A 12,749-nucleotide genomic window follows, 5' to 3' on the forward strand; every position below is an offset into this window, starting at 1 on the left:
AGGAGGCCGCGCCCTTGACCGACGATCCGGCCGAGGACAGCGCGCTGCCGGTGGCCGAAGCGGCGTTGCCCACGCCGTCGCGGGCGGAGGCGGCACCGGAGGCCACGGCGGAGCCCGCCGCGGAGGCGCGGTCGCGCGCGCCGTCCATCAGCCCGCGATCGTCCGCATCGTCGTAATCGGCGTCGTCGAAATCGGCGGGCGTGACCGGACGGGCCCATTCGGGGCCGGTATGGACCGGAGTGCGGCGCACGGGACGCACGACGGGCGTGGTCGTCCGGCGGCGCGGCTCCAGCGCATAGGCGTCGTCGACGTCGTCGTAATCGTCGTCATAGGCGCCGAAGCCGTCGCCGTAATCCTCCTGCGCGTAGCGGTCGCGGCGAAGCTGCTCGGTGCGGCGACGGGGCAGCGGCTCGCGCCGGTCACGCTCGTTGCCGAAGATCAGCCAGGCGAGGCCAATGCCGGTCAGCGCGAGCGCGGTGGGGTTGTCGCGGACGGAGCGGGAGAGGGAGCGGCCGATCTCGCCGCCATGCTCGCGCAGCTGCTCGGACACCTCGCGCACGACGCCATCGACCGAAAAACGGTCCTGGATGTCGGAGATGGTGCCCTTGAGCTCGGAGCGCTCGCGTTCGATGTCGCGCTCGATCTCCTCGGGGGAGCGGTGGTCAGTCGGCATTTGTGGCCTCCTTCACGGCGCGTGCATCGCGCTTGACGTTGTCCACTGTGCGCGTCGGCGCCAGGCTGGACAGTTTCAGGTCGTTGACGCCCTTGCCCATCAGGATGAAGGCGATGATGGCCAGAACCGCACCGATGATCAGCGCGGACCAGCCGGCGGGGATGCCCGCCTCGGTCAGCGCGGCGGTGAGGGCCGCGGCCAGGACGTTGAGCGCGGTCAGCGCGATCACGATCGCGCCGACGATCAGGCCGATGGCCACGCCCGCGCGGTTGAGGTTCTCGTTCACCTCGGCGCGGGCCAGGTCGACCTCCTTGCGCACGAGGGAGCTGACATGAGTCAGCGCGTCGCCCACGAGGTCCGTCGTGGACCGCGAGCTCGGCGGCGGGGTGGGAGTGTGGTCGGTCACGAGTCACCTCCGGTCCGGTCGATCGCGGGGCTGGCGAGGCCGGGCTGCATCGCGGGCGTGGGGCGCGTCACGGGCGGCGTGCCCGCGGGCGCGACGGGCGCGCGAGATGCGGCGGGGGCACGGGGTGCGCCCGTCGGCTCGTAATCGTCGTGGTCGTAGGGACGCCGGGCGCTCGCATTGGCGAAGCGGGTCGCGGCGAAGCCGATCAGCGCGGCCCCGCCGAGGAAGACCAGCGGGTTGCGGCGCGCGTAGCGGCTGAGATCGCCCGCGATCTCGCCCATGTCCTTGCCGCGGATGCTGTCGGACGCATCGGCGAGGCCGTCGGCGATCTGGGCGAAGGTGCGTTCCTGCGGGGAGCCGGAGCGCAACTCGTCCGCCGCGGTACGCAGGGCATTGGCCATGTTCGACACCTCGGAGGCCGCAGCCTCCTTCATGCCGTCGGCACGGGCGCGGACCTCGGTCTCGGCCTTGTGGCGGGCGTCCTGCGCGGCGGCGCGGGCGGAGCTTTCGAGGTCGCGCGCGGCGGCCTTCATCTCTTCACGCGTTTGTTCGCCGGCGCGGCGCGCCTCGTCGGTTTCGGGCTTGCCGCCGCTGGGCGGTGGATTGTTGGGTGTGTTGGTCATGTAAAGTTCCCCCGGATTTTCAGAATACCAAGTTGAGAATGGCCAGAACGATGACGATCAGGCCGATGAGATAGAAGACGCTATGCATTCGGAGTCCTTCGACTGGGCTATATGCTTGATCGCAATGCCGAAAGAGGTGGATCGAATCGTCGCGCCGTCCAGTGCCCGCAAACAGACTCTTTTGCGCCCACCCGGTGGGAAAAGGCGGGGCGGGACGGCCGCCCCCCCGTTGCATCCAGAACAGATGGCGGTCGTCGCGTGCGGGCACGGACGGCCTCGCGTCTCGCGGCGGCCGCTGTCGAGCCCTGCCCTCAGAGACCGCGCTCGATGGCGCTGAGCAGATCGAAGCGCATCTGCCCCGGACGGCGCGTGGAGATGACGAAACGGACGGGGCCGTTTCGGGACGTCTCGGCATAGCCTGCCAGCGTGCGCACGTCCGAGAGCGTTCCGGTCTTGTAGCGCGCGCCGCTCTCCGACCGGCGCAGCAGCGCGGCGTGCGGCGCGAAGAGGTCGAGCACGCCCGCGAGGCCGCGCGCGGTGAAGCGGTTGTCGCGGCTGATGCCGGAGCCCTCGACCAGCACGACCTCCTCGGCGAGGCCATGCTCTGCCAGCAGCTCGCGCGCGACGCTGAGCGACTTGTCGAGGCTTGCGGGCCCGCCCAGGCGATGCGCGCCGACCTCGAGGAACAGCTGGTTGGCGATGAAGTTGTTGGACCCCAGCAGCATGAGGCGGACGATCTCGGCCAGGTCGCGCGACTGGCGGTGCACGTAGACCGGCTCCAACCCCACGGGCACGGTGCCGATGGTCACGTCGCCCTCTACGGCGCCGCCCGCGCGCGTGAGGAAGGCGGCGATCAGCTCGCCCGCGTAGCGGATGCCGACGCCCGGATCGTCCTGCGGCAGGCTGATCCGGCCCCGCCCGTTCGGGCCACGCTCGAGAAACTGCTCGATGGCGAGCGGCGTGATCGGGGTCTGCTCCTCCGCCGAGCGCACGGTCGCGCCTTCGCGCACGGCGTTGATCGTGTTGAAGTTGACCGACAGGGCGGCGTTGAGCGCGTCGTAGGCCTCGTCGCTCGCCTCGATGCCGGGGATGATGAGGCTGTCGGGGTAATAGCGCGCGTCGAGGACGATGCCCTCGACGGGGGCGGGGCCGATTTCGGCCAGCAGGCGCGGCGCGAGCTCGGCCAGTTCCTCCGACACCAGGAACGGGTCGCCGCCGCCGCGCACGTGCAGCACGCGATCGGCGTCTAGGTAGAACTCGGTCTCGAAGCGGTGATCCTCGCCCAGCACCTCCAGCGCCAGCCAGGCGGTGACGATCTTGGCCACCGAGGCGGGCACGAAGGGGTCGTCGGCGTTGCGCGCGAGCAGCTCCGCGCCGTCCGCGTCCAGCACGAAGACCAGCGCCGCGGGGTCGAGCGCCGCGATCCGTGCGTCCATCTGGGCTTCGGTCTCCTGAGCGAAGGCTGGCTGGAACGGCAGGCAGAGCGCGAGCGCGGCGGCGATGAAAGGGATACGCATGGGACCTCCGATACGAGCACGAGAGGACGCGAACGGCGCGTCCTCGCCACTCATATAGGGCGACGCGGCCTCGGGGGTCGCTTTCGGCCGGATCGGAGGGGGATGGCGGGCCTAGGATGGGCCGGGTGCTGCGGGCCGCAACGCTCCGACCGAGAGCATCACGGCCTCGACCACCATCCTGCGGCGCGCGATCTGCATGTCGTCCGAGAAGAACGCCTCGCCGAACAGCGCGGAGAAGGTCGGCTCGTTCGACACGTTGAAGAAGCTGAGGGCGCTGATCTGCCAGTGCAGGGCGACCGGATCGACATCCGGGCGCATGGTTCCGTCCTCGGCGCCGCGCCGGCAAAGCTCGGCGATCCGGTCGATGGCCGTGGTGTTGAGGTCGCGGATCACCTCCGAATTGCTCAGATGCGCCGCGTTGTGGATGTTCTCGATCATCACCATCCGGATGAAATCGGGATTGGACCTGTGGTGGTCGAAGGTGAAGGCGACCAGCCGTTCCAGCGCCGCCATCGGTGAGAGCCGGTCGAGATCGAGCGTCTCCTCGCCGTGGCGGACCTCGGCATAGGCCGTTTCCAGCGCCGCGGAGTAGAGCCCCAGCTTGTCGCCGAAATAGTAGTAGATCATGCGCTTGGAGGTCTCGGTCCGCGCCGCGATCCGGTCGACGCGGGCACCGGACAGGCCATGCGCGGCGAACTCCGAGATCGCGGCGGAGAGGATGTCCTCCCGCACCGCTTCGGGGTTCTGCGTCCAGCCGCGCCGTGTCCTTGCCTGTCCGCTCATGCCGCCCTCCCCGACCGAATTCCGGGATAGCACCCGGCGATTTAACCGACCAGTACATTCTTGTTGACCAAATTAACCGTGCGGTACAATGTGCCATCGAAAGCGGATTTCGACGGACGGACGATGGGCACGATTCGAGACATGACCGGCACGGCAGGCAGCGCGACGACCGTTCGCGTCGCCCTGATCGGGCGCGGCATCGGTCCGTCCCGCACGCCCCGGATGCACATGGCGGAGGGCGCGGCCCTCGGATTCGACTATCGCTACGAGCTGATGGACGCCGAGGCGTCGCCGGAGCTCTGCTTCGAGCAGCTCGTCGATCGCGCGCGGGTGGCCGGGCTGGCCGGGGTGAACGTGACCTATCCGTTCAAGCGCGAGGCGCTGGCACTGGTCGACAGGGCCTCCGATGCGGCGCGGCGGGTTGGGGCGGTCAACACGATCGTCTTCTCCGAGCGCGGTCTCGAGGGGCACAACACCGATTACTGGGGGTTCGCGCAGGCCATGCGGCAGGGTCTGCCGGGGGCATCGCTCGACACCGTCGTGCTGGTCGGCGCAGGCGGCGCGGGCGGGGCCGTGGCCCATTCGCTGGCCGATCTGGGGGCGGGGCGGCTTCTGATCCACGATCGCGACGCAGCCTCGGCCGAGGGTCTCGCGGAAGCGGTCAACGCCGCGGCCGGGCGCGCGATCGCCGAACGACTCGACGATGTGGGCGCGGGTCTCGGCGCGGCGGATGGCGTGGTCAACGCGACTCCGGTCGGCATGGCGAAGCTGCCCGGATCGCCGGTCGAGCCGAGCCTGCTCGATCCGCGCCACTGGGTCGCCGACATCGTCTATTTCCCGCTGGAAACCGAATTGCTGGCCGCCGCGCGCGCCCGCGGCTGCGCGACGCTGGATGGCGGGCGCATGGCGATCTTCCAGGCCGCGCGCGCCTTCGAGCTGTTCACCGGAGCGACACCCGACGCGGAGCGGATGCGCGCCAGCTTCCACGCGGCGGCGGAGGCGACGGCATGAAGACCGGGATCGCCACCGTCTCCATCTCCGGCACTCTGGAGGAGAAGATCGAGGCCATCGCCGCCGCGGGCTATACCGGCATCGAGATCTTCGAGCAGGATTTCATCGCGGATATCCGCGGCCCGCGCGAGGTCGGGCGCCGGATCCGCGACGCGGGGCTGGAGCTGATGCTGTTCCAGCCGTTCCGCGATTTCGAGGGGATGACCGGCCATGCGCGGACGCTCGCCTTCGATCGGGCGGAGCGGAAATTCGACGTGATGCAGGAGCTGGGCGTCGACCTGATGCTGGTCTGCTCCTCGGTCCATCCGCAGGCGCATGGCGGCATCGACCGGGCGGCGGACGACTTTGCCGAACTGGGCACGCGGGCAGCGGCGCGCGATCTGCGCGTGGGCTACGAGGCGCTGGCCTGGGGGCGCCATGTCGACGATCACCGCGACGCGTGGGAGATCGTGCGCCGCGCGGATCACCCGTCGGTCGGCCTGATCCTCGACAGCTTCCACACGCTGGCGCGCGGCATCGACCCCGAGACGATCCGGCGCATTCCCGGCGATCGCATCTTCTTCGTCCAGCTGGCCGATGCACCGCGCATCTCGATGGACCTGCTCTACTGGTCCCGGCATTTCCGCAACATGCCCGGCGAGGGCGACCTGAGCGTGACCGAGTTCATGCGCGCCGTCGCGGCCACAGGCTATGACGGGCCGGTCAGCCTGGAGATCTTCAACGACCAGTTCCGCGGCGGACGGCCCGAAACCATCGCCCGCGACGGTCACAGGTCGCTGGTGGCATTGATGGACCGGGTGCGACGGGCGGAGCCCGGTATCGCCGTGGATCTGGAGCCCATGCCCGGACCGCGCAGCGTGCGCGACGTATCCTTCGTCGAGTTCGCGACGCGCGGGCAGGAGCGGGCCACGCTGGAGCGTGGGCTGACCGCCCTCGGCTTCGCCCGTGCGGGCCGACATGTCGCCAAGGACGTCACGCTGTGGCAGCAGGGCGATATCCGCATCGTGCTGAACTCCGAGACCACGGGCCACGCGGCCCGCGCCTTCAACGTCCACGGCACCAGCGTCTGCGATATCGGCCTGTCGGTGGACAGCGCGGCGGAGACCGTGGACCGGGCGCGCGCGCTGGGCGCGCGACCGTTCGAGCAGGCGCCCGGGCCGGGCGAGTTGCCGATCCCCGCGATCCGCGGGCTGGGCGGCAGCGTGCTTCATTTCATCGACGAACACAGCGGCCTGTCGGACGTCTGGTCGGTCGAGTTCGAGACGGAGACCCCGACGACCGGCGGCGTGGGTCTGACGCGGATCGACCATATCGCGCAAACGATGACCTATGACGAGATGCTGAGCTGGACGTTGTTCTACACGACTCTGTTCGACATGGAGAAGGCGCCGGTGGTCGACGTGATCGACCCAGACGGGCTGGTGCGCAGTCAGGCGGTCGCCAGCGCGGACGGGCGGCTGCGGATCACGCTAAACGGGGCGGAGACGCACCGGACCCTCGCTGGCGCGTTCCTGGCGGAGAGTTTCGGGGCGACGGTGCAGCACCTCGCCTTCGCCACCGACGACATCTTCGCCACCGCGCGGGCGCTGGCATCGTGCGGCTTCGCGCCGCTCGCGGTGTCGGGCAACTATTTCGACGACCTGGCCGCGCGCTTCGCGCTGGAACCCGAGCGGCTGGCCGAGCTGCGCACGCACGGGATCCTCTACGATGCGGATGCGGGCGGGGAATTCTTTCAGCTCTATTCGCAACCGATCGCGGGCGGGCTGTTCTTCGAGATCGTCGAGCGGCGCGGGGCCTATGCCGGATACGGCGCGCCGAACGCACCGTTCCGCATCGCTGCACAGAAACGGGCGAGACCACCGAAGGAGGCGGCCCTGATGTGATCCGTCGCCCCGTGAGGGGCCGCGGCAACCAAAGACACGCGAACGTTCATAATGGGAGGAACATATGACGTATCACGCAAGGAAGGCCGCCCTCGCGGCCCTGATCGCGAGCACCGCGCTGGCCGGTGCGGCCACGGCCCAAGACCTGCCGGTCCTGCGCCTGTCGTCGGTGGTGTCCGAGAACGACATCCGGGCGGAAGCCTTCGCCAACATCGCCGAGGCCGTGTCGGACACGTTCGACATGCAGGTCTTCAACGGTGCCACGCTGGTGCAGCAGGGCTCGGAGCTGACCTCGATGCAGCGCGGCAACCTGGAGATGGGTCTGGTCGCACCGCAGAAGATCGCCGAGCAGGTGCCCGAATGGTCCATCGTGACCTCGGCCTACCTGTTCCAGGATGCCTCGCACCTGGACGCGCTGTTCGACAGCGAGGTCGGCGGCGAGCTGCTGGCGATGGCCGAGGAGATCGGCATCCACGTCCTCGCCCCGGTCTATTTCGGCACGCGCCAGGTCAACCTCGCGCCCGAGATCGAGGTGCAGACGCCCGAGGACCTGTCCGGCGTGACCCTGCGCATGCCCGGCGGCGACGCGTGGCAGTTCCTGGGCGAGGCGATCGGCGCCAATCCCACTCCACTGGCCTATGCCGAGGTCTATACCGCGCTGCAGACCGGCGCGATCGACGGGCAGGACAACCCGCTGCCCAACGACTACAACATGAAGTTCTACGAGGTGACGAGCCAGATCGTCATGACCGGGCACCTCGTCGGCTTCGACGTGCTGGCCATCGCGGCCGATACCTGGAACGAGCTGAGCGCCGAGCAGCAGGAGACCCTGCAGACGGCCGTGGACGAGGCCATCGCCGAGAGCACGCAGCGCCATCTCGACCGCGAGCAGGAGCTGGTCGCCTTCTTCGAGGAGGAGGGCCTGCGGGTCTACGAGCCCGATCGCGAGGCGTTCCGCGAGTACGCGCAGGCGCGCTATCTCGAGTCGGAATTCGCCGAGAGCTGGCCCGAGGGCATGCTCGACGCGATCAACGCGCTGGCGGACTGATCCCGACCACCGCCTGAGCCGATGTTCCGGCGGGCCAGACCCGGCCCGCCGGTCCCTGTCGAGGTGACCCCATGCCCCTGATCCCGAACCGCTGGCGCGACCGCGCGCGGCACGCCGCCGAAGCGGTGCCCGCCATAATGCTCGCGGCGATGTTCGCCTGCTTCATCCTGCAGGTCTTCATGCGCTACGTGATGAACGACCCCGTCGGCTGGACGGTGGAGGTCTGCGTCATCTCGTGGCTGTGGATCCTGCTGTGGGGGCAATCGGTATCGGCCAGCGAGGCCGACGAGATCCGCTTCGACATCGTCTACGGATCGGTCGGACCGGGCGTGCGCCGCTGGTTCCGCGCGATCTTCGCCACCGCGCTGGTCGCGATCTACCTGATCTCGCTGCCCGCGTTGTGGGATTACGTCACCTTCATGCGGATCGAGCAGACGAGCTATCTCGACATCCCGTTCAACTGGGTCTTCTCCATCGCATTGATTTTCTCGGTCGTGTCGATCCTGCGCTATGCCGCGATCGCCTGGGCCGCCCTGCGCGGAGCGCCTGTTCCCGCCGCCGAGGCGGAACCGCACGCGGCCACGCGAAAGGACTTCACCGAATGAGCTGGCAATTCGGCGCCGCCGTCGCGGCCATCGTCCTGTCCGCGCTGATCGGGCTGCCCATCGGGCACGCCATGCTGGGCGCGAGCGTGCTCTACCTGCTGCTGGCCGGGCTCGACATGAGCATCGCCTTCGAGCAGATGCTGCAGGGGCTCTACGGCTCCTACGTGCTGCTCGCCATTCCGCTGTTCATCTTCGCGGCCGACCTGATGAACGTGGGCTCGCTGTCGGACCGGCTGCTCGATTTCTGCCGCGCGCTGGTCGGGCGGTTCCGCGGCGGCTTGGGGCATGTGAACGTGGTCTCCTCGCTGATCTTCTCGGGCATGTCGGGCTCCGCCATCGCGGATGCGGTCGGCATGGGTCGCATCATCATCAACCTGATGACGCGCGACGGGAAATATCCCGGCTCCTATGCCGGTGCGATCACGGCGGCCTCGGCCATCATCGGGCCGATCATCCCGCCCTCGATCCCGATGGTGCTGTTCGCGCTGGTCTCCGACACCTCGATCGGGTTCCTGTTCCTCGCCGGTGTGGCGCCGGGCCTGATCCTGGGCGTGCTGCTGATGGTGATGAACGCCTGGCAGGCGCGCATCCACGACTACCCGGTGGAGGAGCCGGTGCCGCTGCGCCAGCTGCCGATGATCACGCTGCGCGCGGTGCCCGCGCTGCTGATGCCGGTGATCCTGCTGGTCGGCATCTATGGCGGCGTGACCACCCCGACCGAGGCGGCGGCGCTGGCAGCGCTCTATGCCTTCGTGGTCTCGACCGTGTTCTACCGCTCGGTCAGCCTGCGCCGCGCCTACGAGACCGTCCGCTCCAGCGCCAAATCTACGGCGAGCGTCGGCTTCCTGATCGCGGGCGCGCTCGCCTTCAACTACGTCGTGACGGTCGAACAGGTGCCGCTCGCCATCCGCGGGGCGCTGTCGGGGGCCGAGCTGGACATGATCGGCTTCCTGCTGATGATCAACGCGCTGCTGCTGGTGCTGGGCTGCCTGCTGGAGGCGAATGCGATCCTGCTGGTCATCGTGCCGATCTTCCTGCCCACGGCGGTCTCGCTGGGCGTGGATCCGGTGCATTTCGGGGTCATCGTCGTCGTCAACACCATGATCGGGCTGGCGACACCGCCCTACGGTCTGCTGCTGTTCGTCGTCAGTTCGATCACGCGCGCGCCGGTCAAGGAGACGATCCGCCACCTTCTGCCCTTCCTCGGCATCATGATGGTGGGACTGGCCGTGATTACCTTCGTGCCGGACGTGGTGCTGTGGCTGCCCCGGCTCTACGGATATGGAGGCTGACGCCATGACCAGGACCCTGCTCGTCATCAACGGACCCAATCTCGACATGCTGGGCACCCGCCAGCCCGAGATCTACGGCCATGCCACGCTCGCCGATGTCGAGCGGCTGTGCCGCGAGACCTGCGACGAGCTGGGCGTCGAGCTGGACTTCCGACAAAGCGACAGCGAGGCGGAGATCATGGGCTGGATCAAGGCCGCCCGCAGGACGGCGGCGGGGCTGCTCATCAACCCGGCGGGCTTCACCTCCACCTCGGTGGCGATCCTCGATGCGCTCCTGATCTTCGAGGGGCCGATCATCGAGGTTCATATCTCGGCCCTGTTCCGTCGGGACGCCTTCCGCCACCCCTCCCTCGTGTCGAAGGCCGCGACCGCGAAGATCGAGGGTTTCGGGATCGAGGGCTATGGCTTCGCGTTGAGGAAGCTGGCCGCGCTCGGCTGAGCCTGCGGCCGACCGATCCTCGGGCAAGGCCGTCATCACGGACGATCGCTCCTGTCGCGGGATATTCGACCCGGTCCGGTGACGCAGTCGGCCATCGGTCGAGCTGGCGTTTTCTCTTGACCGATTTTGTCGGAAATGGTTGGTCGGGGTCGAAGCGATGCGCCGGGAGGATGTGACGATGGCGAAACTCGGGTTGGCCCTGTGTGCGATATGTCTCGTGGCGGCAGCCGCGTCGGCTCAGGAGGATCGAGCCGAAGCGGTTGAGCGCCCCGCAATCTCGATCGAGCTGAACGCGGCGGCTCAGGCCGAGGGCGGCTGCACGTTGAGCTTCCTCCTGTCCAACGGGCACGACCGGGCGGTCGAGAGCGCCGTCTACGAGGCGGTGCTGTTCGATGCGGGCGGGCAGGTCGCGCAGCTGACGCTGTTCGATTTCGGCAGCCTGCCGCCGGGCCGTCCGCGCGTTCGGCAGTTCACCCTGCCCGACCGGCAATGCGACGAGATCGGGATGCTGCTGATCAACGGGGCGCAAAGCTGCGAGGCGCCGGGTCTCGACGCGGAGATCTGCATCGAGACGCTGCGGCTCGACACCCGCACGGATATCGAGATCGCGGGATGATGGCCGACCTGACGACCGGCGCGTTCGGCCGGGTCGCCGATCTGGGCGGGCCGGTGGTGCTGCTGCTGATCGCCATCGGCGTGCTGACGCTGGCGGTCGTTCTCTACAAGCTGTGGCAGTTCGCCACCGCCGGGGTCGGGCGGCACCGGGAGCTGGCGCGCGCCGTCGCGGCCTGGGACGCGGGCGACAGGGAGGGGGCGCGGCAGGCGCTGGCGCGCTCCCGCTCCTATCTCGCGCCGGTGATCGGCATGGCGCTCGAGGCCCCCGGCAACGCGGATGCGGCCGCCCGGCTGGGTGCGGAGGCGGAGACGCGCTTCGCCCGGCTGGAGCGGGGGCTGCGGCTGCTCGACTCCGTCGCGCAGCTCGCGCCGCTGCTGGGTCTGTTCGGCACGGTGCTGGGCATGATCGAAGCGTTTCGCGCCCTGCAGGACGCGGGCGCGCAGGTCGATCCGTCGATCCTGGCGGGCGGCATCTGGGTGGCGCTGCTGACCACGGCGGTGGGGCTGGCCGTGGCGATGCCGACCGCCGCGATCCTGAGCTGGTTCGAGGCCCGGATGGAGGCGGAGCGCGTGCTGGCCGAGCGCGCCATCGCCACGATCCGCGCGCCGCTCGGCCTGGCCTGAGATGAGCGCGATCCTGCCCCGGCGGGTACGGCGGCGGAGGGTCTTGTCGCTGACCTCGCTGATCGACGTGATCTTCCTGTTGCTGCTGTTCTTCATGCTGACCTCCACCTTCTCTCGCTTCGGCGAGATCGAGCTGGCGGCGGGCGGCGACGGCGCGCAGGCCGCGGAGGCGCCGCCGTTGTTCCTGCGGCTGCGGGCCGAGGGGCTGGACCTCAACGGAGAGGCACTGACGCTGGAGGAGCTCGCCGCAGCGCTCGGCGAGGCGGAGGGCGCGCGCACCGTTCTGGTGGCGCTGCGCGGCGAGGTCAGTTCGCAACGGCTGGCCGATCTGCTGGTGGTGCTGGCGGGCGTGCCGGGTGTCGCGCCGGTGGTCCTGGGGTCGGGGACATGAGGCGCGCGTCCTCCCGGCGGGAGCCGACGATCGCGCTGATCAATGTCGTGTTCCTGATGCTGGTCTTCTTCATGGTGGCCGGGACAATCGCGCCGCCGCTCAGCCGCGAGGTGGCGCTGGTGCGCGCGGACGAGATGGAGGGCCGCGCCCCGCCCGATGCGCTGGTGATCTTCGCCGACGGGCGGATGGAGTTCCGCGGGCGGCAGGTCGCGTCGGCGGCCGCCTATCTCGGCGGGCTGACGGAGGCGGAGCGGCAGGCCGTGCGGCTGGTGCCGGATCGCGACCTGCCCGCGGCACGGCTGGTGGCGCTGGCCGCCGAGATGCGTGCGGCGGGCGCGGGTGCGGTGATGATCGTGACGGAACGGGGGCTGCGATGATCCCGTCCTCGCGCATGGCCGGGCTGCTGAGCGCGGTCGCCGCGCTGGCGCTGGTCGGCGGCGGGATCACGCTGGCCATCCCGGATGGACCGCGGGTCGAGATGGCGGGCGGCGCGACCGGCGCACGCGCGAGCCTTGGGTCGAGCTTCGCCGATCTCGCCACCGGGGCGCGGGCTGTGGAGAGCCCCAGCGACCGGGCGGAAGCGAAAGAGGCGGTGCCTGCAGACCGGGTCGAGACGTCGGTGCAAGAGGCCGTGCCGGAGGAGACGGTGGAGCCGATCGAACCTGTCGATCCTGCGGCGGCTGTCATCCCGCGCAGTGAGGCGGTTATGGCCGAAGCGCCCGCCCCCGCAGCGCCTGTGCGTGCCGACACGGCGCCGCGTGCGGCGTCCTCCGACCCGGCGGTGCCTGCGCGATCGGCTCCCGAGATGGCGGAGAGCCGGGCCGCGCCCGAGCCGGGCC

15 protein-coding genes and 1 pseudogene are annotated in these 12,749 nt (G+C 69.6%); 11 read left to right on the forward strand and 5 right to left on the reverse strand.

What is annotated here, in order from left to right; genetic code table 11:
- From RX333_RS16745 to RX333_RS16765, 5 genes are all read right to left on the reverse strand, one after another.
- A partial coding sequence (locus tag RX333_RS16745; RefSeq protein WP_316016107.1) for a DUF3618 domain-containing protein occupies positions 1-673 on the reverse strand: 673 nt, incomplete at its 3' end.
- On the reverse strand, positions 663-1,079 hold the full coding sequence (locus RX333_RS16750; RefSeq protein WP_316016108.1) for a phage holin family protein: 417 nt from the start codon (positions 1,077-1,079) through the stop codon (positions 663-665). The genes RX333_RS16745 and RX333_RS16750, both read right to left, overlap by 11 nt.
- Complete coding sequence (locus RX333_RS16755; protein WP_316016109.1) at positions 1,076-1,702, reverse strand: hypothetical protein; 627 nt, start codon at positions 1,700-1,702, stop codon at positions 1,076-1,078. The genes RX333_RS16750 and RX333_RS16755 overlap by 4 nt, the downstream gene beginning before the upstream one ends.
- A gap of 311 nt (positions 1,703-2,013) precedes the next feature.
- A complete protein-coding gene (locus RX333_RS16760; RefSeq protein ID WP_316016110.1) occupies positions 2,014-3,219 on the reverse strand; it encodes a D-alanyl-D-alanine carboxypeptidase/D-alanyl-D-alanine-endopeptidase in 1,206 nt (401 codons plus the stop codon).
- Between the two features lie 111 nt (positions 3,220-3,330).
- Positions 3,331-4,002 (reverse strand): TetR/AcrR family transcriptional regulator, encoded by a 672-nt coding sequence (locus tag RX333_RS16765; protein WP_316016111.1) that lies wholly within the window; start codon positions 4,000-4,002, stop codon positions 3,331-3,333.
- Between the two features lie 123 nt (positions 4,003-4,125).
- On the opposite strand from RX333_RS16765, the gene RX333_RS16770 reads away from it, so the two are divergent.
- From RX333_RS16770 to RX333_RS16820, 11 genes and pseudogenes are all read left to right on the forward strand, one after another.
- On the forward strand, positions 4,126-5,013 hold the full coding sequence (locus RX333_RS16770; protein ID WP_316016112.1) for a shikimate dehydrogenase: 888 nt from the start codon (positions 4,126-4,128) through the stop codon (positions 5,011-5,013).
- Positions 5,010-6,896 carry a bifunctional sugar phosphate isomerase/epimerase/4-hydroxyphenylpyruvate dioxygenase family protein gene (locus RX333_RS16775; RefSeq protein WP_316016113.1) on the forward strand — a complete coding sequence of 629 codons (1,887 nt, stop codon included), beginning with the start codon at positions 5,010-5,012 and terminating at the stop codon, positions 6,894-6,896. Before RX333_RS16770 ends, RX333_RS16775 begins: the two co-directional genes overlap by 4 nt.
- Before the next feature lie 64 nt (positions 6,897-6,960).
- On the forward strand, positions 6,961-7,944 hold the full coding sequence (dctP, locus tag RX333_RS16780; RefSeq protein ID WP_316016114.1) for a TRAP transporter substrate-binding protein DctP: 984 nt from the start codon (positions 6,961-6,963) through the stop codon (positions 7,942-7,944).
- A gap of 71 nt (positions 7,945-8,015) precedes the next feature.
- Positions 8,016-8,549, forward strand: coding sequence for a TRAP transporter small permease (locus RX333_RS16785; protein WP_316016115.1), 534 nt, complete (start codon positions 8,016-8,018; stop codon positions 8,547-8,549).
- Complete coding sequence (locus RX333_RS16790; RefSeq protein WP_316016116.1) at positions 8,546-9,841, forward strand: TRAP transporter large permease; 1,296 nt, start codon at positions 8,546-8,548, stop codon at positions 9,839-9,841. Before RX333_RS16785 ends, RX333_RS16790 begins: the two co-directional genes overlap by 4 nt.
- 4 nt (positions 9,842-9,845) lie before the next feature.
- On the forward strand, positions 9,846-10,280 hold the full coding sequence (locus RX333_RS16795; RefSeq protein WP_316016117.1) for a type II 3-dehydroquinate dehydratase: 435 nt from the start codon (positions 9,846-9,848) through the stop codon (positions 10,278-10,280).
- A gap of 178 nt (positions 10,281-10,458) precedes the next feature.
- Complete coding sequence (locus RX333_RS16800; RefSeq protein ID WP_316016118.1) at positions 10,459-10,896, forward strand: hypothetical protein; 438 nt, start codon at positions 10,459-10,461, stop codon at positions 10,894-10,896.
- The gene (locus RX333_RS16805; protein ID WP_316016119.1) at positions 10,896-11,519 is read left to right on the forward strand and encodes a MotA/TolQ/ExbB proton channel family protein; all 624 of its coding nucleotides are present in this window, start codon (positions 10,896-10,898) and stop codon (positions 11,517-11,519) included. The genes RX333_RS16800 and RX333_RS16805 overlap by 1 nt, the downstream gene beginning before the upstream one ends.
- A 1-nt stretch (position 11,520) precedes the next feature.
- Entirely contained in the window at positions 11,521-11,910 is a 390-nt protein-coding gene (locus RX333_RS16810; RefSeq protein ID WP_316016120.1) for a biopolymer transporter ExbD, read from the forward strand.
- Positions 11,907-12,287, forward strand: coding sequence for a biopolymer transporter ExbD (locus tag RX333_RS16815; protein ID WP_316016121.1), 381 nt, complete (start codon positions 11,907-11,909; stop codon positions 12,285-12,287). The genes RX333_RS16810 and RX333_RS16815 overlap by 4 nt, the downstream gene beginning before the upstream one ends.
- Positions 12,284-12,749 (forward strand): annotated as a pseudogene (locus RX333_RS16820) (hypothetical protein); the annotation flags it as partial. The gene RX333_RS16815 and the pseudogene RX333_RS16820, both read left to right, overlap by 4 nt.

The organism is Roseobacter sp. HKCCA0434 (assembly GCF_032464675.1).
GTDB lineage: Bacteria > Pseudomonadota > Alphaproteobacteria > Rhodobacterales > Rhodobacteraceae > Pontivivens.